Annotated in this window: 20 protein-coding genes; 8 read left to right on the top strand and 12 right to left on the bottom strand. The window is 34.5% G+C overall.

The window, feature by feature from the left end; all coding sequences use genetic code 11:
• Positions 1 to 48: 48 nt before the first annotated feature.
• Entirely contained in the window at positions 49 to 804 is a 756-nt protein-coding gene (locus ACGH6R_RS08790) for a DNA polymerase beta superfamily protein (RefSeq protein WP_411599470.1), read from the top strand.
• 15 nt (positions 805 to 819) lie between these two features.
• Positions 820 to 1,884, top strand: a complete 1,065-nt coding sequence (locus tag ACGH6R_RS08785; RefSeq protein ID WP_411599469.1) for a DNA polymerase beta superfamily protein — start codon at positions 820 to 822, stop codon at positions 1,882 to 1,884.
• 316 nt (positions 1,885 to 2,200) lie between these two features.
• Here ACGH6R_RS08785 and ACGH6R_RS08780 read toward each other — a convergent pair whose 3' ends face one another.
• From ACGH6R_RS08780 to treR, 4 genes are all read right to left on the bottom strand, one after another.
• Entirely contained in the window at positions 2,201 to 2,752 is a 552-nt protein-coding gene (locus ACGH6R_RS08780; RefSeq protein WP_411599467.1) for a hypothetical protein, read from the bottom strand.
• A gap of 578 nt (positions 2,753 to 3,330) precedes the next feature.
• A complete protein-coding gene (gene treC, locus ACGH6R_RS08775) occupies positions 3,331 to 5,004 on the bottom strand; it encodes an alpha,alpha-phosphotrehalase (RefSeq protein ID WP_411599466.1) in 1,674 nt (557 codons plus the stop codon).
• Between the two features lie 75 nt (positions 5,005 to 5,079).
• Complete coding sequence (treB, locus tag ACGH6R_RS08770) at positions 5,080 to 6,507, bottom strand: PTS trehalose transporter subunit IIBC (RefSeq protein WP_411599465.1); 1,428 nt, start codon at positions 6,505 to 6,507, stop codon at positions 5,080 to 5,082.
• A gap of 173 nt (positions 6,508 to 6,680) precedes the next feature.
• Entirely contained in the window at positions 6,681 to 7,649 is a 969-nt protein-coding gene (treR, locus tag ACGH6R_RS08765) for a trehalose operon repressor TreR (RefSeq protein ID WP_411599463.1), read from the bottom strand.
• 206 nt (positions 7,650 to 7,855) lie between these two features.
• Here treR and ACGH6R_RS08760 point away from each other — a divergent pair, with 206 nt between their 5' ends.
• Both ACGH6R_RS08760 and ACGH6R_RS08755 read left to right on the top strand, forming a co-directional pair.
• Complete coding sequence (locus tag ACGH6R_RS08760) at positions 7,856 to 8,068, top strand: hypothetical protein (RefSeq protein ID WP_411599462.1); 213 nt, start codon at positions 7,856 to 7,858, stop codon at positions 8,066 to 8,068.
• Positions 8,069 to 8,129: 61 nt separating this feature from the next.
• On the top strand, positions 8,130 to 8,405 hold the full coding sequence (locus ACGH6R_RS08755) for a hypothetical protein (RefSeq protein WP_411599460.1): 276 nt from the start codon (positions 8,130 to 8,132) through the stop codon (positions 8,403 to 8,405).
• A 148-nt stretch (positions 8,406 to 8,553) separates the two neighbouring features.
• On the opposite strand, the gene ACGH6R_RS08750 is transcribed toward ACGH6R_RS08755, so the two are convergent.
• From ACGH6R_RS08750 to ACGH6R_RS08740, 3 genes are all read right to left on the bottom strand, one after another.
• Positions 8,554 to 9,645 carry a 5-methylcytosine restriction system specificity protein McrC gene (locus ACGH6R_RS08750; protein WP_411599459.1) on the bottom strand — a complete coding sequence of 364 codons (1,092 nt, stop codon included), beginning with the start codon at positions 9,643 to 9,645 and terminating at the stop codon, positions 8,554 to 8,556.
• Positions 9,642 to 12,071, bottom strand: coding sequence for an McrB family protein (locus tag ACGH6R_RS08745; protein ID WP_411599457.1), 2,430 nt, complete (start codon positions 12,069 to 12,071; stop codon positions 9,642 to 9,644). Before ACGH6R_RS08745 ends, ACGH6R_RS08750 begins: the two co-directional genes overlap by 4 nt.
• A 211-nt stretch (positions 12,072 to 12,282) precedes the next feature.
• Positions 12,283 to 12,618, bottom strand: a complete 336-nt coding sequence (locus ACGH6R_RS08740) for a winged helix-turn-helix transcriptional regulator (protein WP_411599456.1) — start codon at positions 12,616 to 12,618, stop codon at positions 12,283 to 12,285.
• Positions 12,619 to 12,807: 189 nt separating this feature from the next.
• Here ACGH6R_RS08740 and ACGH6R_RS08735 point away from each other — a divergent pair, with 189 nt between their 5' ends.
• The gene (locus tag ACGH6R_RS08735; protein WP_411599454.1) at positions 12,808 to 13,443 is read left to right on the top strand and encodes an NAD(P)-dependent oxidoreductase; all 636 of its coding nucleotides are present in this window, start codon (positions 12,808 to 12,810) and stop codon (positions 13,441 to 13,443) included.
• A 106-nt stretch (positions 13,444 to 13,549) separates the two neighbouring features.
• Here ACGH6R_RS08735 and flhA read toward each other — a convergent pair whose 3' ends face one another.
• From flhA to flgA, 5 genes are all read right to left on the bottom strand, one after another.
• Entirely contained in the window at positions 13,550 to 15,637 is a 2,088-nt protein-coding gene (flhA, locus tag ACGH6R_RS08730) for a flagellar biosynthesis protein FlhA (protein WP_411599452.1), read from the bottom strand.
• A gap of 8 nt (positions 15,638 to 15,645) precedes the next feature.
• Positions 15,646 to 16,785: a flagellar biosynthesis protein FlhB gene (flhB, locus tag ACGH6R_RS08725; RefSeq protein ID WP_411599451.1), complete on the bottom strand. Its 1,140-nt coding sequence runs from the start codon at positions 16,783 to 16,785 to the stop codon at positions 15,646 to 15,648.
• Between the two features lie 142 nt (positions 16,786 to 16,927).
• A complete protein-coding gene (locus tag ACGH6R_RS08720; protein ID WP_411599450.1) occupies positions 16,928 to 17,362 on the bottom strand; it encodes a flagella synthesis protein FlgN in 435 nt (144 codons plus the stop codon).
• A gap of 26 nt (positions 17,363 to 17,388) precedes the next feature.
• Positions 17,389 to 17,685 carry a flagellar biosynthesis anti-sigma factor FlgM gene (gene flgM / locus ACGH6R_RS08715; protein WP_220216098.1) on the bottom strand — a complete coding sequence of 99 codons (297 nt, stop codon included), beginning with the start codon at positions 17,683 to 17,685 and terminating at the stop codon, positions 17,389 to 17,391.
• Between the two features lie 72 nt (positions 17,686 to 17,757).
• Positions 17,758 to 18,417 (bottom strand): flagellar basal body P-ring formation chaperone FlgA, encoded by a 660-nt coding sequence (gene flgA / locus ACGH6R_RS08710; protein ID WP_267349918.1) that lies wholly within the window; start codon positions 18,415 to 18,417, stop codon positions 17,758 to 17,760.
• 153 nt (positions 18,418 to 18,570) lie between these two features.
• On the opposite strand from flgA, the gene flgB reads away from it, so the two are divergent.
• Genes flgB through ACGH6R_RS08695 form a run of 3 tightly spaced genes read left to right on the top strand, consistent with a single transcriptional unit; the run spans position 18,571 to position 20,124 of the window.
• The gene (gene flgB / locus ACGH6R_RS08705; protein ID WP_411599449.1) at positions 18,571 to 18,981 is read left to right on the top strand and encodes a flagellar basal body rod protein FlgB; all 411 of its coding nucleotides are present in this window, start codon (positions 18,571 to 18,573) and stop codon (positions 18,979 to 18,981) included.
• Positions 18,982 to 18,986: 5 nt separating this feature from the next.
• The gene (gene flgC, locus ACGH6R_RS08700; protein ID WP_220216101.1) at positions 18,987 to 19,391 is read left to right on the top strand and encodes a flagellar basal body rod protein FlgC; all 405 of its coding nucleotides are present in this window, start codon (positions 18,987 to 18,989) and stop codon (positions 19,389 to 19,391) included.
• A gap of 13 nt (positions 19,392 to 19,404) precedes the next feature.
• Positions 19,405 to 20,124, top strand: a complete 720-nt coding sequence (locus ACGH6R_RS08695) for a flagellar hook assembly protein FlgD (protein WP_220216102.1) — start codon at positions 19,405 to 19,407, stop codon at positions 20,122 to 20,124.
• Positions 20,125 to 20,139 lie beyond the last annotated feature (15 nt).

Below are 20,139 nucleotides of genomic sequence, written 5' to 3'. Positions count from 1 at the left end.
TAATGAGTAAAATGCTTAAATTGTGTCAAAAATTAAGGAATAATTAAAATGGAACAGCGAATAAAACAAAAACTTACCGAATTAGAACAACAATACCGTGTCCATATTCTTTATGCCTGCGAATCGGGCAGTCGGGCGTGGGGGTTTCCTTCGCCAAATAGCGATTATGATGTACGTTTTATTTATGTTCATCCGTTGGATAGATATTTAGCCATTGATAATCCTGAATCACATTTTACTTTTCCCGTAGACGACGAACTGGATTTACAAGGTTGGGATTTGAAAAAGACCCTACAGTTAATCCGAAAATCCAATACTACGCCGTTTGAGTGGTTGCAATCTCCAATTATTTATCGGCAAAATCAATCAATTGCTCAGCAATTATGGCAATTGTGTGCAGACTTTTTTAATGCACGTGGTAACATCTATCACTATTTAGGTATTGCTAAAAGCTCGCTGCAAACTATCAATGGCAAACAGATTGGTGTTAAAAAATTGTTTTATGTGTTAAGACCTTTATTGTGTGCTAAATGGTGTTTAGAAAAACGGCAAATTGCTCCTATGGCAATTGTGCCATTATTAACACTATTACCGGATAATTTAAGCCAGCAAATAAATGATATTATTAGATTAAAAGCAACTATGGTGGAATCAGCATCGATAACTATTGCGCCAGAAATCTTATCGTTCATTGAACAATCCACGATTGATATCAGTGCAGAAGTTGAGTCTATCACTGAACAGCGTTTTAAGGCAGATAAATTAGATCGCTTTTTTATACAAACGTTAATGAGCTTAAAATAAGGAAAGGAATACGACATGACAATTGATGATTTAAAAGCACAAAATCTCATTTTGTTTGAAGTGATTAGTGGTAGTCGTTCGTTCGGATTAGCTACTGAAACATCGGATACAGATATCAAAGGGGTGTTTTATTTACCTAAAGATAAATTTTATGGACTCGAGTATATTCCGCAAATTAGTAATGAAACCAATGATATCGTCTATTATGAATTAGGTCGTTTTGTAGAGCTTTTACTTAAAAATAACCCGAATATTTTAGAAGTAATGGCTTCTGCACCCGACTGTATTTTATATCAGCATCCAATTATGCAGCAGTTAACCCTTGATCTATTTTTATCCCAGCAAACTAAACAAACCTTTGCTCACTATGCCATGTCACAAATTAAAAAAGCCAATGGATTGAATAAAAAGATTAATAATCCGGTCGAGATGAAGCGTAAAACGGTCCTTGATTTTTGTTATATTATTCAAGGTCAGCATGCTTATCCTCTCACCAATTGGTTAAATGAAAAGTGTTTTGATCAACACTTATGTGGTTTGGTGAATGTTCCACATAGTCGAGATTTATATGCCCTTTTTTATGATGCATCAGGGGATTGTGGTTATCATGGTATTATTCAACAGGATGATTCGACCGAGCTGTGCTTGTCTTCAGTGAAAGTTGACACCCCAGTAAATGCTTACTTAAGTTTTAATCGTGATGGTTTTTCATCGCATTGTCGTGATTATAAGGCTTACTGGCAATGGGTTGCCAAACGTAATGAACAACGTTATCGCAGTAATATTGAAAATGGTAATGATTTTGATGCTAAAAATATGATGCATACCATTCGCTTATTACAAGTTGCTCATGAAATAATGACCAAAGGCACCATTACCAATAAACGCACTAATCGAAACGAACTGCTCGCCATTAAAAATGGTCAATTAAGCTATGACGAAATTATGAATATGGCCAAATCATTATTTGATGACATTGAAACCGCAACACTAACCACAACCTTACCTGAAATGCCCGATTCAGATGAAATTATTGCTCGGTTAATTAAAATGCGGGAGTGGTTATATAATCGATGGTAAGTAATAAAAAATAATCAGCTAATGAGTAAATTACAATAATTCTTTTTAATCTCTAAACAATAAAATTATAGATGTTTATTCTTAATAAACACTATACTTTCAAACAACATATTTATCACCCAAACCATTTAATTCAAGAGATTTATTTTGAATCATTCACTCTTTTTCGATGTATAAATTATAATAGATACAACTATAAAAATTATTGAATATATACAATTGAGGAAAGAGAAATCAATTACCTAAATGTTCCAAATTATAAAAATGAAATATCCAAATCATTAAGGTTATATGGAAATAAATCTCTAAATTTTTACTAAACAGGTATATGTAAATTTTTGACTTCATAGCGAACACCTGACAAATATAAATTACGTAAAAAATAATCAATTTGGTCATGTGTGTATACCCCACTTATCACGCTTTTTTTTAGTTTTACTTTTTTATTTTTAAAAGTTATAAATAATATATATATAGGATGCCATTTCCCTATCCGTCTTATCCTTTTCCATTGTATCCCTTTAGGTGGATACTTGAAATATTCGACCTTAATGATTTTAACTTCAAGATCTTGGCAAATTGGAATATAAATTTTTGGTCTAATTTTTGGTAAAATAATAATGCTTTTCTTTGTGATATGGAAAGTTGGAGTCATGCATAGCCATACTAAAATAGTAGCAGGAAAAAACCACACACCGTGAATTGAAAATAATAATTCATCAACACCTATAAATAAATTTATAACAGCTAGAAAAATAAAAACTAATAACAAAGGAGACCAAAATAAAACACCAAAAGTCAGTGCTGTTGATATAATATCCATAAAAGATTTTTTTAATGGTTTATTTTGTTTTCTTTTTGTATTCATTTTTACTATGTTTTTTAACGATGATAAATCTATTATTTTCAATGGAATTATAATTTATTATTTTATAATAATTTTTTTTAAATACCAAATTCTAAAAATCAAAATTATCCCAATGAATATGATTGAAGAATATTTTTAGTATAAAACAAATGTGTTATTGCTCTATTTCTCGATAGTTTTACTAATTAGATCATTCATCATGATCTCTATAACACTTTATCTTAAGATAACCCAATATTGATATTCATCACTTATGCTAATTAATTACTGTTCAAGTGAGTATAGTTGACGTTCTGATAACCCGTTTTTTATAACAGGAAAGCTAGATTTACACATAAAGAGAGTATGATTTACCCATTATTTTACATGATTTTGATTAACTATTGATTAACTAACATAACGGAATTGATGACCCATATGGACTATCCACAATTTTTGAGGAACAACATATTATGGCGTTTCAGTCAAGAAGCCAACACAAGTGTTGGCATTTTCTTACTACCTAATTCGCTCAACGATTTTTTAATTCAATAAAACAAAATTATTTTGTGTATATCCTTGTAACCTGATACAACCGTTTAACTACTTATATGCAACCAATACATAGCTTCATAAGGTTGCAACACCATTTCTGGCTTTAATACAGTTTGGTTTTCATAATTACCTAGCAATCTTTGCCAATGACGATTTTCTAACGCTTTAGGTAATTGCCATTTAACCGTATTTTCGGTCAGATTGGCTATCACAAGTAACGTTTGATTATTCCAATGTCTGACATAGCACCAACAATTAGCAATATCAGGCGTCAAATCTTGATAGTCACCGAAAATAAAGATCGGATACATTTTGCGTAATTTGATTAAAGTTTGATAGCAATAAAAAATGGAATTGGGATCATCAAGCGCAGCCTTAACATTGATTTTTGGATAATTGTTTGCCACCTCAATCCAAGGTTTACCTTGGCTAAATCCGGCATTGGCGGTGTTATCCCACTGCATTGGCGTTCGGCTATTGTCGCGTGACTTACTGGCAAGAATCGCTAACATGTCAGACTCTGACATACCTTCGGCAATTTTTTCTTGGTAGATGTTAAGACTTTCCACATCTTTATATTGCGAAATATGAGTAAAATGGGGGTTTGTCATCCCGAACTCTTCACCTTGATAAAGATACGGTGTGCCTTGTAGTCCATAAAGAATCATCGCTAGCATTTTTGCTGATTCGCTGTGATATTGATCTTCATTACCTAAACGTGACACAATGCGAGGTTGATCGTGATTACACCAGAAAATCGCATTCCACGCCTTTCCGTGCATACCCACTTGCCAATAGCCAAGTATCTTTTTGAGTTCAAGTAAATCGGGCTTAGCCAGCGTCCATTTTTCCCCATTTGGATAATCAATTTTTAAATGATGAAAATTAAACGTCATGGTCAACTCTTTGCCATCCAATGCGGCATATTTTTGGCAGTTTTCAAGCGTAGTAGACGACATTTCACCCACTGTTTTTAAACCATTAGGTTGAAAAACATCTCGGCTTATCTCTTGCAAAAATTCGTGTATTTTGGGGCCGTCTGTATAATATTTTCGACCGTCTCCTTGGACATCATCCAAAAAGTCTTGCTGTTTAGAGACCAAATTAATCACATCCAGCCTTAATGCATCGACACCTTTATCCGCCCAAAATTGACAGACGTTTTTAATCTCTTGGCGTACGGTTGGATTTTCCCAATTGAGATCAGCTTGCTGTTTTGCGAACAGGTGTAAATAGTATTGTCCTGATTGCTCATGCCACTGCCAAGCATTACCGCCAAATTTTGACCGCCAATTGTTGGGTTCTGAGCCGTCAGCTTTGGCATCTTTCCAAATATAAAACGATCGAAAAGGACCGGTTTTATCTAAGGCGGATTTAAACCATGGATGCTCTGTTGACGTGTGGTTAAATACCATATCCATCATAATACGAATATCACGTTCATGCGCTTGCTTAACCAATAATTCAAAGTCTTCCATCGTGCCATAAGCCGGATCAATATTATAGTAATCCGATACATCATAACCATTATCAACTTGCGGAGAGGGATAAATTGGCGTTAACCAAATCGCACTAATGCCTAGATTTTTAAGATAATCCAATCGGCTGATAATGCCTAATAAATCCCCCGTTGAACCAGTACCACTGGCTTGAAAACTTTTGGGATAGATTTGATAAATAGTACCATTTTGCCACCAAGGGATTTCGTTCGTATTCATTGTTTGCTCTTAATTATTCATCTGTCATAAATTAACCGTTCCATAATAGAACGGTTAACGGTTATTAAATCGTGTTTAGCGAATATCTAACGTACCTTTTTTCAATTTTATTTTATAAACAACTGAAGTTAAAACAATAGGTACGACAATTGCCACAACCATGGCTAATGCATAAATTCCCCAATAAATCGGTTTTATGGATAAAATGCCAGGTAATCCACCCACACCTATACCATTAGATAATACCCCAAACAAACCACAAATTAAGCCAGCAAAGGCCGCACCAATCATGGCACATAGCATAGGGAATTTATAACGTAAATTGATACCGTACATCGCCGGTTCAGTCACGCCCAGATAAGCTGATATGGCAGCAGGAACAGACACTTCACGTTCGTTATGTTTTTTACTGACTAAAATAATCCCCACCACCGCCGAGGCTTGAGCAATGTTTGATAACGCAATAATTGGCCAAATAGGTGTTCCCCCCATATTTTGGGTCATCTGCATATCTATGGCTAATGTCGTATGGTGAATACCGGTAATTACCAATGGTGAATATAAGAAACCAAAAATAGCTGATCCGATAAAAGCATAGTCTCCAGTCATCAAATATCTAACCCCATAGGCAATACCATTACCTAACATTCGCCCTAAAGGGCCTAATAAAAAATGTGCCAGAAAAACAGCAAGCAGTAGCGATACGATCGGAACAATAACCAACGTAAGATAATCAGGTATAATTTTGCGTAATCGAGTTTCAATCCACCCCAACGCTAAACCAGCAAAAATCGATGGAATCACTTGTGCTTGATACCCTACTTTTTGGATGGTGAACAACCCAAAATCCCACACTTCAGGTATTTTACTGCCAAGATCATAAGCATTCATCAATTGTGGTGAAACTAAAGTAATGCCTAATACGATACCTAAAACAGGCGAACCACCCATTTTTTTGACTGTTGACCAACAAATGGCAACCGGTAAAAAATGGAAAATCGCTTCACAAGGTAACCAAAGAAAACTATGAATAGGTACCAACCAAGTATAAGTGTCAGTAAGCGGTTTATCGTTTATAGTTGGCATGTCACCAATAACATTACGTAAGCCGAGTAATAATCCCCCTGCAATCAGTGCGGGTAATAATGGCACAAAAATTTCAGCTAAATTTGAAATTAAGCGTTCAAACCATGACATATTTTTTTTAGCTGCGGCTTTTGTTTGCTCTTTAGTCGCTTCATCAATATTTAATCGATCAATCAATAATTTGTAATAACTATCAACATCCGTTCCAATAATAACTTGAAACTGCCCGGCATTATTAAAACAACCTTTTACAAAAGGTAATTCCTCTATGGCTTTTATATCGGCTAATTTGGGATCAGACAGTGCAAATCTTAATCGTGTTAAACAGTGGGTAACACTCGCAATATTTTCTTTTCCACCCACACAATCAATCAATGCGGTTATCGATTCTGAGGTGATGTTAGGATCTTTAGCCATCTCCAAGTCTCCCTATCATAAATATTTAGCCGAATTAGCTATTAATACATTGGCTATGTTTAAATTAGGATTCAGCATAAATTGAAAAAGACAAACAATAAATGGGAACGTTCCCTATTTGTGATTGATCTCACATAATTAATAAAAAATATAATACTGTTAGATTGTTATTACTATTTATTAACAGCCAGTTGGCAAGGGATCGTCACCGTTTTAAGTTCCACCCCATTGGTTAACATTCGGAGTAATTCATGAGCGGTATAAGTTCCAGCTTTATCAAAACCTAACTCCACAGATAACGTTTGTGGAAAAAGGAAACGGAGCAATTCACTCTGCCCGATACTCGCAACAATGATATTTTTATATTGCTTTTCATGAAGATATTTATGTAAGCCTAAAGCAAGCGTTTCAGTCGCACAAACAATGGAAGAAGGTGATGATTTAATGACTGTTTGAGCAAGATGATAGCCTGATAGATAACTTAATTTTCCTAAACAAGCATTAGGGGTTATTTGATGAAGCTGACAAAAATCCAGATAAGCTTGATAACGTAATGCACCGGTAGTTTGGTCTTGTTGTTCAATACCAATAAAAGCAATATTACGCTGTTTTTGCTGATGGTATAAATGCTCAAGTAAGCAAGTTACTGCACCGATATCATCGTAACAAACACACATATGATTAGGGAATGAACGAGCAATAACCACACTCTTATTTTGCCAGAAAGACAATGATCCCTTATCTAATCCTGTAAAAGCAAAAACTACGACACCGTCAGCCTGCTTATCTTTCAACATGGCTAAATGTTCTTCAACCTTTTCAACATTAAATTGGCTTTCCATAATAATCGGGTCATAGCCATGTTGATAAAATATTGGCAGCATGCTACTGACAGCTTGATTTTCAGACATCGAGTCGAGACGAGTGACAATAATACCAATCACTTTATTGCCATAACCTCGCATTGCTCTTGCAGATTTAGACGGCGTAAATTGATATTGTTCAATAATAGCATTGACTTTATTACGTGTTGCTTCTTTCACCATTGGGTCATGGTTAATTACTCTTGAAACCGTTGATTTGCTTACTCCGCTTAGTTTGGCAATATCTTTAATGGTTAAGTGGCTCGATGACTTGCTCATAATAATTTTGCTGAATAAAGATCAATAAAATTATAGTAATATAGTTTCAACAAAATTGCGATATGGTAGCTGCTTGGATGATATTAAAAATCATGCAATATTGATATACCTAATTTAATGTCTAATGGTAGAATCAGATTAAAATTTAACAGGTCATTAGTAGTACTGTTTAACTCAATATCTCACTTTACGACAAGCTATTAAACATGAAAAAATTTTATTTACTGTTAGGTTATATCTTATTTTTTGTCAGTTTATCCGGACACGCATCAAGTAATGTCACCGAAATAGCTACCGTTAAAGAACAATTTAAAACTGCTCTATTATGTCAATCAAAGCCTTTTGCCATCGAAGATAAAAAAATCATTGCTGAACTTGAAAAACAAAAAATTACCATAAAAAAACAAACAACAAGATAATATCACTGAAATCGAATACCATTTTGAGCAACCTATCAAAATCAAGAATGTATGGGTTAATATGATTCGTTATGAAAGCGATAATTTCGTCACATCTTTTTATGCTAAAGCCAAAGGTGATATGCACAAGTTCGCTAAATTGATTGGTGCTAACGCTATATTGCGTAGCTGTGAAGAACCCATTCCATTGAATGATACAGACATATACCGAAAAGATATTACCCCTATTACGGACAATAAACTTTATCTTGATACAATAATTATTGGTCAGGATAAAGACTCAAAGCCGAATGAATTTTATGTTATTTGTTCTAAAGTTGAGGCTAATGAACCATAATTCTTTGCTTAATTAATATTATCCTATTAATTTATTTATCTTATGTATGGATAATGTGTGAATTCCATATTAGGTGGTACTTGGTTATAAACTTTTCGAGTGAATGCATCAATGCATTTTAATAGTGTCTAATCTTGATGTAAATTGCTCATGTACTTTGAGCCAATAAAGACAGCAAACACTCTCTAATTCTCATGTTTGCTTGACTTAAATCAATTGTACAAAAAAATAGCTGATGATTTTGAATGGTGGTATTTTCATTAATCGATTGATTTGTTGTTGGATATAACAGCATACCTGATGCAGAATAGGATAATCGGTCATCACTTCTTTCTTGACTTCTTACATAAGCATAAAGTTGGTACAAATGATCTGTCTTAAAAGAAAAACTGTTATGATTAAAAATTGAGGTACATTTAGTATCCACAATTAAGCGAGAATTTGTTTTGTTATTTTCTATAATTAAATCGGTAATCATTTCTGGCATAAACTGTCCAATGTTGTCCGTCGATTGGGTACATTGCCATTTAAACCTTTTTCCCGACTCGATTTGCCATTCATTTGGATTGAGATTAACCCGATAAAAACCAATTACCGCTTTCTCAAACAATAATCTTAACCACTGATCTGTTTTTTCCAACTGATTAAGTGTTTCTTTACCGAATAATTCTGTTGGAATAGACAAACTATGAACCAATTTAGCCACCGAAACTAATAGATTATCATGAGGATTTGATCGATTGAACTGATCGATAACAGGGTTGTAATAGTTAGATTTACCGATTTTTAACTCTTTAAAACGATTGGTTATTTGTTTACATTGCTTTATCAATTTATCATTAGTTAATTGCCTTAATAAAACATGGGCAGCATCATGAATATATTGATTTTTTGGTGTATTATTTGTTAATCCATCATATCGACAATGGATTTTACCTTTTTCAAGTAATAATTTACGTGTGGTAGTTAAATAATCAATTTTTCCTCTAACACGTGTTAAAACCTGCTTTTCAGGTTGATAACTGTTAGATAATGAATAACTCAATCCTTTGTGCACTGCCTTGCAATAAATTTCAGCAGTCAGCTCAACAATTTTTTCAGGATTTTCTTCAAAATTTATTCGCTGCTGTTCATCAAGCTCTTTATAATAATCTGATGCATACAATAAAAGTAACCATATGTTTCTAATAGGTATTTTATTTAATGTGGTATTTTGTTTTGTTGTCGATTTAGTATTCATTGAGATTGTTTATATGCAATCGTAATAAGTTTCATTGCTTTGTTAAGTTTATCTTTTTCATCAAACCAATACTCTTCCAATAATGGTTTAACTTCTGTATCAATAATATTTTGATACCACACTAAACCTTCACTTTTCGGTATAGCTCTATGATGAGTTAAATAACTATGACCAATAGCAAAAGCGCTTCCTAACATTCTATCTTGAGCAATGAATTCATTTAATTCATTCATTCTTTCTTTTATTTCTTCTAGAAGCTTACTATTGAGCCCTGTTTTTTTAATCATATAGCTTAACCATTTTTCTGAAAAATTAGGATCTAAAGTAAAAAACGCAAAACGTCGACGTAGTGCAAAATCGACTAATGCTAAAGAACGATCCGCTATATTCATCGTACCAATGACATATAAGTTATCAGGAATATATATTCCATTTTCATGTTCACGGCGATAGGTCAATTCTAATGCTTCACTCGGTGTTCGCTTATCCGCTTCAAGCAGTGTTAGCATTTCACCAAAAATCTGTGCCGGATTACCTCGATTAATCTCTTCAATAACCATAACATATTTAGATTGAGGATCATTTCTGGCTTGATGAATTATCTCCAAAAAAGGACCATCGATCAGCGCTAACTTACCATCACTAGCAGGACGAAAACCTCGAATAAAATCTTCATAAGATAGATTAGGATGAAATTGAATTGCTCGAATATTATTTGAATCTTTATAGCCAATTACAATATTAGCCAATCTTTTAGCTAACCAAGTTTTACCCGTACCAGGGGGACCTTGTAAAATAATATTTTTCTTTTTTGTTATACTGGATATCATTTGTTGCAATTGCTGTTTATCGATAAAACAATCTTCTTGAATTAAATCTTTTAATGTATAAGGATGCCTAACAAATAATGGATCATCAGTTAATGGTGCATCAATATCTGGTTCATTTTCCATGATTTCTCCTCTTTTTCCATCAATATTATGATTAAGTAACCGATATTTACCATTCCCCAAAAACTGAAAAAATTTTTTATCTTTCATTCGTTGTAAAGTGTAAGTTAACAAGTTACTTGTAACTCTATTATTTGGAAATTCCTCCTCAAGTTGTTGTCCGTATTTATCCAGCAACTCTTTACAATTAAAAACATTACTTCCGTTATCTTGGCAAAGTTCTTGGATGAATTGTAATAATATAATTTGCCATTGATTATTAGATGCTAAATTTTCATTAATTAATGTGCGATTTTCATATTTACGTAGTGCAGTGAAATAAAGCTCAGGAAAAGAGTGAATAGGAAAGTAATCTTCGTTAAATCTCGTTGCTAAATCATCAAGTAATTTTAGGTAAACATTACCATTAAAATGCTCTTTAGATAATCGATCATCTTTTATCAACTCCAATTCATCAGTAAGATAAGTTTTTGAAGCTTTATCCAATACGACATAGGCATGAGGACGAATCCAAAATAAGCCACTAGTTAATTGCCATGGAAAATATGATTGCGACATGACTAAGTCAAATTTTTGTTCAAACTCATCTTGATAGTTTTCATCAACATTAGAAAATTTCAGTGCAATATCATAAAATTCCCACAAATTATCAATCTCTTGTTGTTGATTTTCGGAGTTGGTAAAAAACCAAGATAGTTGATTATTAAGTAATGGTATGCCCTCAAAAGAGTTAGGGACAGATTCTTCAATATTAAGAAATTCAGCCCACTTTTTAGCGATTTCTATTCTTGTCGTTTCTTTAATATGACGATTAAATGTTCCTAATACAGTAAATGGACAAATATCCTGTAAACCTTTATCGAGTAAATAAGACAGCTTAAACTCGGTGGCCAGCTGATTGACAAATTCCATTAATATTGAACGTTTGCTTTTGTCTAGATAAATTAATAAATTATCTGCAATAGCTTCATAAAAACGTACCCAACTGAACAATTGGGTACGATTGGCAACATCACCATAACGTGATCGCCAATAAGGCGCATTCCGAAAATAGTCAATATCCTGTGGTTCATTATAGAAAGTAAAATTGATTAATTGTTTTGATAACCATTCATCATCTTTAACACTCCAAATAGTAGCCATATTGGTATAAAAAAACCATTTTTTATTCAAATTCTTTTTTTGCCAATTAACTTCTAATAACTTTCCATCACCATAATTTTTTGTCACAATACCGGTCGCTTTAATCTCCATGACCGAAACAGCTTGACCTTTATTATCAAAGGGTAAATTCTTTTTTAAATTATAAGTGGATTTGATCGCAACTCGATCACCAACTGAAATGGTTCGTACGGTATTTAAGTATTTATTATCGTAACCATTTTCCCAAATACCTAATTTAACAAAACGTTCTGTTTGGTCTTCACTACCATTAAATTTAGCGCTTAAAAACCAATATGTTTTTATTGCTTCCAATGTTTTTCCTTTCAAAAGTAGATAATCTATTGTAAAGATAAATTTTTGAAACGAAGTTTAACTTAAAACAAGATAAAAAAGTGAACAAATCTAATTAAATATGTGATATAGGTCAAATTTTCAAAAAAATCTTAAATAACTATTAATATCATTAACAAAACGATCATTAAATATAATTGGCAAAAAATAGCTTTTTATTCATGTTAAAAACCTATTTCTTAACACATTGCCTTAATTTATAAGCACTTCCCCACGCTAACATGGCGTCATGCACTTGTTTTAAACTTTGTCCGACTTCGGTTAAAGTATATTCCACTTTAGGAGGTACTTGGGCATAGACTTTGCGATGAATTAATCCGTTTTTTTCCATTGCACGTAGGTGCTGAGTTAAGACTTTTTGCGATATTCCGTTTAAGGATTTTTTTAATTCGCCAAAGCGTTTAGTGCCCGTTAATAAATCACGAACAATTAATACTTTCCATTTATCGCCCATTAGCATAAGCGTAGTTTCGACGGGACAAGGGGGTAAATTTTCATTGAGAGACATAATAAAAATCCTTTAAATTCAATTATAGTATTATTTTGGTAACTATATTACTGTTCAGTACCTACTTTACAATAGATACTTTGAATATTAATCTAAAAATATTCATTACTTAACGATTTTTGTTTACAAAACCTAAAACCAGAATCCAACAATATTATTAAATTAATAAAGAATAAAGGAGTCAAAAAGATGAAAATAGCTGTTATTGGTGCAAGTGGTAAATCAGGCAGTCTGATAGTTAAAGAAGCGATTGCGCGTGGGCATGACGTGACAGCGATTGTTCGTCATCAAAATGCGCATGTCGATCCCAAGGCGAAAGTTTTAGTGAAAGATTTGTTTGATCTGACTTATGAAGATTTGAAACCTTTTGATGTTATTGTCGATGCATTTGCGACATGGAGCCTTGAATCACTGCCTCAACATCAAACAAGTTTAAAACATTTAACTGACATTTTAAAAGGTAAACCTAACCGTTTATTAGTTGTTGGTGGTGCAGGTAGTTTATATGTCAATCCTGAACATACTGTTCGTTTAGTTGATACACCCGAGTTTCCAGAAGAATTCAAACCATTAGCTAATAATATGGCTAAAGCACTTGATGAATTAAAAAAATGTCAGGATGTGAACTGGACTTACTTAAGCCCAGCTATTGAGTTTATTGCCGATGGCGCAAGAACAGGTCACTACAAAGCAGGCGGTGAACAGGTTTTATTCAACACTCAAGGAAAAAGCCAAATTAGCTATGCTGATTATGCCATTGCCATGGTTGATGAAGCAGAAAATGCCAAACACATTAAACAACGTTTTACGGTTGTGACAGAATAAGATAAAAATCTATTTTATATAGTGAACAGCTGATGCCTGTTCACTATTTCATAGCGCTTTTTATAGATAAACTTCAATTTGAGTTTTATTAATCAGATTTCTGGTATTATTCTGTACCAATTTGACAAGTCATTTTAATTTCTCGATTATCCGTGATTTCTAAGTTTGACAACACCACTAGCTGTGGAAAATGGGGTCTTAAAAATTGTGATAACATCGGTCTTAATGTGTGGTTAACCAAGAGTACAGGCGGTGCACCAATGGCATCTTGCTGATTTAAAGCTTGCTTCACTTGTTGAATAATATGATCCGCCAGTCCCGGTTCAACATTACTGGTATTTTGGAGTGCTTGTAGCAACAACCGCTCCAAATTCACATTTAAACCAATAACATTAATTGCCCCATTCCCCGGAAACCATTGTTGTGTTATCACTCTTCCTAAAGCTATTCGCACTAAGCTAAGCAATTGATAAGCATCGTTTTGATTCGGTGCATGTTCGCTTATGGTTTCGATAATTGTGCGCATATCACGTATTGACACTTTTTCGGCGATTAAATTTTGGAGTATTTTATGAAATGTCGTTAACGTAATGACGCCCGGTATAAAGTCCTCCAGCAATTCAGGAATATCTTGTTTAACATGATCCAATAACTCTTGTGTTTCCACTCGTCCTAATAAATCACTGGCGAACTGTTGTAACAAATGATTAAAATGCGTCGCAATCATGGTGCTGGTATCAACAACGGTATAACCTAAGATTTGAGCATTTTCTTTATTACTTGCGTCTATCCATACCGCAGGTAAACCAAACGCAGGCTCGGTAGTGGGTATTCCGTCAATGGTTTCTGCCACATTCCCCGGATTAATCGCTAACCATTTGTTATTTACGATTTCACCTTTTCCTATTTCTCCGCCTTTAATAAATAATTTATATTGATAAGGCGCGAGCGATAAATTATCTCGGATATGAACTTGAGGCGGCAAAAAACCAAACGTTTGAGCAAACTTTTTCCGTAAACTGCGTATCCGACCCAATAATTCACCATTCTGAGTCTGATCTACCATAGGAATTAATCCATACCCCACTTCCATTGCTAAAATATCTTCAATACTGACGTCCGACCAAGATGCTTCAATATTACTCGGTGTCGTTGCTTGCGTATCAACTTGCTTAGTGCTGGCAGTCGTATCATTTTTCTTCTGCTTATTAAGCCACCAAGACAACACAACTAATATCGCAGTAAACAGTAAAAACACTAGATTTGGCATACCCGGAATCAAACCCAATAATCCAATGACTACCGCAGTCAAGATTAATACTTGTGGATTTTTAAACAACTGGTTTAGCATCTGTTCACTGATGTTTTCTTGTGATGTCACTCTTGTCACGATCACGCCAGCAGCCGTTGAAATAATTAAAGAAGGGATTTGAGCAACCAGACCATCACCAATAGTTAATAATACATACGTCTGACTCGCATCCGCTAGTGCCATACCATGTTGTACAACCCCTACTAACAGCCCACCGATAATGGTAATTGCCATTATCAATAAGCCAGCAATCGCATCCCCCCGAACAAATTTACTTGCCCCGTCCATTGAACCATAAAAATCGGCTTCTTGGGTGACTTCGGCTCGACGTGCTTTGGCTTCGTCTTCACCAATCAATCCAGCATTTAGATCCGCATCAATTGCCATTTGCTTACCGGGCATACCATCTAATGCAAAACGAGCACCGACTTCGGCTATTCGCCCAGCCCCTTTGGTAATAACCATAAAATTAATAATCACCAAAATGATAAAGACCACAATACCTATCGCAAAATTGCCACCTACCAGAAAATGACCAAAAGCTTCAATCACCCGACCTGCGGCATGACTGCCAGTATGACCTTTTAACAGAACAACCCGCGTTGAGGCAACATTCAATGATAAACGTAATAAAGTCGCAAACAATAACACGGTTGGGAAAGCAGCAAAATCAAGTACACGCTTAGTAAACAATGCCACAATCAAAATAATAATTGATAACGCAATATTGAAGGTAAAAAACAGGTCTAAAATAAACGCAGGTAACGGTAATACCATCATTGAAAGAATCAATAAAATTAGCAGTGGACCTGCTAAAATTTGATAATGCCCTTTTTTAAGCCCATTGGTTGATAAAAACGAAACTATTTTATTTTTAATCATGTAATTAATTACCGCCTTGATTGATTTTCTGCTAATGACTCAGGTACCGGCAAATTGTTAGGTGTAATCGGTTTATCACCGCCAAATTTATGCCACCGTTTTAATTGATAAACCCAAGCAAGAATTTGCGCAACAGCTGTATATAATTCGGTTGGAATGGTCTCGCCAATTTCACCATAACGATATAAGGCCCTAGCCAGTGGTGGTGCTTCTAATTGTGGAATATGATGTTGATTGCCGATCTCCCTGATTCGTAAAGCAATTTGATCGGTTCCTTTTGCCAATACTTTAGGGGCTATCATGGTTTTTTCATCATAATGTAAAGCAACCGCATAATGAGTCGGGTTGGTTACAATGACATTTGCTTTAGCGACATCTTTCATCATGCGACGCCTTGCCATGGCTTGCTGCATCTGCCGAATACGGCCTTTTATTTGAGGATTCCCCTCTTGCTCTTTAAACTCATCTTTAATTTCCTGTTTTGACATCATCAATTTTTTTAAATTACTCCAAATCTGATAAAAGATATCAAAACCGACCATCGGAATAAGTGACATCACCATGAATAATCCACAAATCAAAATAAGATCTATCGCTTTTGTTAATGCACTATTTAAATACATTTTTGGAAGAGAAAGCAGATTTGGAAATAAGTCGAATAATAACAATGAAGCAGCTATCGTGATTAATATGACTTTTAGCATACTTTTAAATAATTCCGCTAAAATTCGGCGACTAAACATCCGCCCAAAACCAGAAATCGGATTCAACTTTTTAAAATTGGGTTTAATTGATTGCCAACTAAATAACAAGCCACCCACACAAAGCGGCGCCACAATAGCAAAGATAGCCAAGGCAAAAAACAGAGGAACAATAGCCCAAAAGCCTGCGGTCATTAACTCAATCAAATTGGTCAGAATACGAGATTCATCATTTACACGAAAAGAGACCTGCATCGCAGTTTTTATTATGATGATTAACTTCTGGACTAATGCAGAACCCATTAACCACAAAAGCATAATGCCCACCAACAAAATAATGACGGAAGTCAATTCTCGTGAACGGGGTATCTGTCCCTTCTCTTTAGCTTTTTTTAGTTTGCTATCGGTGGGGCGTTCGCTTTTATCTACATCACTTTCATTAGCCATGATAGGGGTTAATAGTATCTAACTGTCTAAATAGAAATAAAATAGTCACAGTATGTACTTAACACACTAAAGTTATTGGCTTGATTAAACGACAAATTAAGGTGTATTTAACGCGTTTACACTGAACACACCGCAATTATCATTAAACTTTTGCTCGTTTTGATGAGATTGTTTCGGTTTGTTGATAACCATTATTGGTATAAACAACCGGATTATGAATACTTTTTAAATGATCGATAGTTTGCTGAGTACGATGCATACGATTTTGAATAATCAAACCATTATCACGATTGATATTCGCTAATAACCGCGTAGTGGTTGTAATGGATTGCCATTGCTCTGCCAGTTCTGGATTTTCACTATAAGGGGAAGATAGATTGAGTTGTTTACTAGTATTAATTCGTTTTTCATCTAATAATTTTAATTCAATAAGTAATTGACTCTTTTTATTGATGATTTCATTGAGTTGATTGATAGAACTGTTTTCAATAAGCACTTGTTGCTCGGTCTGCAAAATGTCTGAAAGTGTTTGTAACATGACGGTTATTTTACTTAAGATGTCATTTAATTCTAACATTTTTATTTCCTTTCAAACTTTACTAACTATTCAATATTTTCAATCATCTGTTTGATAAGTTCATCAGCTATTTTTGTGGTGTTTATCACTAATTTACCTTCAGTAATAGCCTGTTTTATGTTATCAACTTTTTCCATGTCAATGTCATTATGCGTAGACTGTAAAAGCGATAAGGTATTTTGACTTAATGTCACATTAGCACTGCTGGTCAGGCTATTTTCTGTCTGCTGAGATGATCGTGGGCTTTTTTGTTGCTCATTGATAACATCACGATTAAGTAATCCTGCTATTGTCGTTACCGATTTAGTCGCTTCTATACTCATAAAATACCTTTGATCAAAAATTTAATGATTTGTTTAGTCTAATTATCGGCAAAAATAAAAAAATCATTAATTTTATTTATCGAAAATTGTCACACCTTCTTGCGTAACAATACCTTCAACAATATTGCCAGAATTAAGCTTTACACTAATATGATCATCTAAGGCGCCATTATTAAGAGATTTACCTTTTGTTGCAATCACATACCCCTCTCCATTAATCAAGACTTTCACCATTTGACCGGCCTTGATGTGCCAATTTTGTTGCAGCATTGAAGTTCGAATTGGCTCATCAAGCTCAATGTTACGTAATGCAATATGATTAATAATGTGCTGTTTATTTAAAATTACCGAATTGGCTAGAAGATCAAGTCGCCCCAATTTTGACCGTATCAGTGCATCAGTAATGATCGTTCCTGCACTTATAGGTTTATCAGCGACAAAATAACGTCCCTCAGCACTGACTTTTATTTGCAAATACTGCGTTTTATTACCACATTTAACGCCAATGGTCATCGTACCCCACTGTTTTTTATTGTTCAGTAGTGTAATTTTGGGCTCATCACACATTAACTGCGGTTTAGGCGATATATAAGATATCGAAATATTATCGACAGGAACCGTTATATGTTTTGAAACTAAATCATTCACCGCTCTTTCAAATGAATCAGCCATCGCCATATTGGTCACCAATAACAGTGAAATAAGCTGTATTAATCTAATAACCTTAATCATATTTGCTTGTTTTAAAATTATTTGTAAGCCGATTTTACTGTATGAACAATTTTATTGAATGTTGAAATAAGGACAATTTTTGTTGTTATTTATACGATGAGTTTTTTTTGATTCACATAAAATTTTAAATATCAAACAAAGTGAGACAATTTTATGCTGAATAAATTAGACACCTTTATTAATTTTCATCAACAAGCATTAAATGTACGTGAAAAAAGACAAACTATCTTAGCATCAAATATTGCTAACAGTGATACACCGAATTATCAAGCGCGTGATATTGATTTTAATGCCGAATTGAAAAAAGCACTAACTCATCAGAATAGTCGCCATCAGCTACAACTTAACGTAACGTCGACTCAACATATACAGATCAATGCACCTGCTATGACAAATGTAAATATGCTTTATCGTATTCCTTATCAAGCATCAGCGGACGGTAATACGGTCGAAATGGATCAAGAACGCACAGCATTTATGGATAACAGTATCCACTATCAAAGCAATTTAACTTTTTTAGGTGAACAATTTAAAAATGTAATGTCTGTATTACAGCAAGGATAATCAATATGAGTTTTTCAATTTTTGCAATTTCTGGCTCGGCCTTAATGGCACAAACTCAGCGAATGAATGTCAGCGCCAGTAATTTAGCGAATGCTGACAGCATCACCAGCACATCAGGAAAAGCATACCAAGCAAAACAAGTTATTTTTCAGGTGGATAATAACGGTGAGCAAAATAGTATTGCTGGCGTTAAAGTCGCCCAAGTGATTGAAGACCCGTCACCTATGAACTTAGTTTATGAGCCACATCATCCATTAGCCGATGAGAAAGGTTACATCCAAAAACCCAATGTCGATGTTGTTGCCGAAATGGTCAACACCATATCAGCATCACGCAGCTATCAAGCCAATGTCGAAGTCATTAATACCGCCAAAAGCCTAATGTTAAAAACATTGACATTAGGTCAATAGCAAGGAGTGATAGATGGGTGTAACAAATGTGTCTGTATCCGAATCGGTAGGCGTAAACGGTGTTCAAACCAAACAAAAAAGTACAACTGATGGCAATTCCAGTAAAGAATTACAAGATAACTTTTTAACGCTACTGATTGCCCAGATGAAGAATCAAGATCCAACCAATCCAATGGATAATAGCCAATTAACCTCGCAACTTGCTCAAATTAACACATTAGCGGGGATTGAAAGATTAAATACCACGCTAGGCATGGTGTCTGGGCAAATTGACGATAGTTTATCGGTCAATGCCAGCAACATGATTGGTAAAGGGGTAATGGTACCTGGCAATAAAATTTTAGTGGCGACCTCTGAGCTTGAAGGTACTGATAACGAAACCGAAACCATTACCACACCATTTGGTTTTGAGCTAATGCGTGATGCTGATTCAGTCATCATTACGATTTTAGATGAAAATGGTAATGTCGTACGTGAAGTCGATTTAGGTTCGATTCCTGCTGGAGTTAGCTCCTTCACTTGGGACGGTCAGCTAAACGATGGCACCACCGCACCCGATGGCAGTTATACCTTTTCGGTCAATGCCAGTTACGATGGGCAAAAAGTATCCTCAACGTCACTTGGCTATTCGGTTGTCTATGGTGTGATAAACAGTAAAGTTAATAATAAAGTATTACTCGATTTAGGAATACTTGGTTCAATTAGTATTGACGAAGTACGTCAAATTCTTTAAGGGAGATGAAATTCA

It is taken from the genome of Gilliamella sp. CG13 (assembly GCF_046635805.1).
GTDB classification, from domain to species: domain Bacteria; phylum Pseudomonadota; class Gammaproteobacteria; order Enterobacterales; family Orbaceae; genus Gilliamella; species Gilliamella apicola_I.
This window is presented reverse-complemented; position numbering and strand designations above follow the sequence as displayed.

What these genes read in the sequence shown, in the direction of transcription:
- ACGH6R_RS08790 (WP_411599470.1), top strand. Translation starts at nt 49, where the DNA reads ATGGAACAGCGAATAAAACAAAAACTTACCGAATTAGAACAACAATAC.
- ACGH6R_RS08785 (WP_411599469.1), top strand. Translation starts at nt 820, where the DNA reads ATGACAATTGATGATTTAAAAGCACAAAATCTCATTTTGTTTGAAGTG.
- ACGH6R_RS08780 (WP_411599467.1), bottom strand. Translation starts at nt 2,752, where the DNA reads ATGAATACAAAAAGAAAACAAAATAAACCATTAAAAAAATCTTTTATG.
- treC (WP_411599466.1), bottom strand. Translation starts at nt 5,004, where the DNA reads ATGAATACGAACGAAATCCCTTGGTGGCAAAATGGTACTATTTATCAA.
- treB (WP_411599465.1), bottom strand. Translation starts at nt 6,507, where the DNA reads ATGGCTAAAGATCCTAACATCACCTCAGAATCGATAACCGCATTGATT.
- treR (WP_411599463.1), bottom strand. Translation starts at nt 7,649, where the DNA reads ATGAGCAAGTCATCGAGCCACTTAACCATTAAAGATATTGCCAAACTA.
- ACGH6R_RS08760 (WP_411599462.1), top strand. Translation starts at nt 7,856, where the DNA reads ATGAAAAAATTTTATTTACTGTTAGGTTATATCTTATTTTTTGTCAGT.
- ACGH6R_RS08755 (WP_411599460.1), top strand. Translation starts at nt 8,130, where the DNA reads ATGATTCGTTATGAAAGCGATAATTTCGTCACATCTTTTTATGCTAAA.
- ACGH6R_RS08750 (WP_411599459.1), bottom strand. Translation starts at nt 9,645, where the DNA reads ATGAATACTAAATCGACAACAAAACAAAATACCACATTAAATAAAATA.
- ACGH6R_RS08740 (WP_411599456.1), bottom strand. Translation starts at nt 12,618, where the DNA reads ATGTCTCTCAATGAAAATTTACCCCCTTGTCCCGTCGAAACTACGCTT.
- ACGH6R_RS08735 (WP_411599454.1), top strand. Translation starts at nt 12,808, where the DNA reads ATGAAAATAGCTGTTATTGGTGCAAGTGGTAAATCAGGCAGTCTGATA.
- flhA (WP_411599452.1), bottom strand. Translation starts at nt 15,637, where the DNA reads ATGATTAAAAATAAAATAGTTTCGTTTTTATCAACCAATGGGCTTAAA.
- flhB (WP_411599451.1), bottom strand. Translation starts at nt 16,785, where the DNA reads ATGGCTAATGAAAGTGATGTAGATAAAAGCGAACGCCCCACCGATAGC.
- ACGH6R_RS08720 (WP_411599450.1), bottom strand. Translation starts at nt 17,362, where the DNA reads ATGTTAGAATTAAATGACATCTTAAGTAAAATAACCGTCATGTTACAA.
- flgM (WP_220216098.1), bottom strand. Translation starts at nt 17,685, where the DNA reads ATGAGTATAGAAGCGACTAAATCGGTAACGACAATAGCAGGATTACTT.
- flgA (WP_267349918.1), bottom strand. Translation starts at nt 18,417, where the DNA reads ATGATTAAGGTTATTAGATTAATACAGCTTATTTCACTGTTATTGGTG.
- flgB (WP_411599449.1), top strand. Translation starts at nt 18,571, where the DNA reads ATGCTGAATAAATTAGACACCTTTATTAATTTTCATCAACAAGCATTA.
- flgC (WP_220216101.1), top strand. Translation starts at nt 18,987, where the DNA reads ATGAGTTTTTCAATTTTTGCAATTTCTGGCTCGGCCTTAATGGCACAA.
- ACGH6R_RS08695 (WP_220216102.1), top strand. Translation starts at nt 19,405, where the DNA reads ATGGGTGTAACAAATGTGTCTGTATCCGAATCGGTAGGCGTAAACGGT.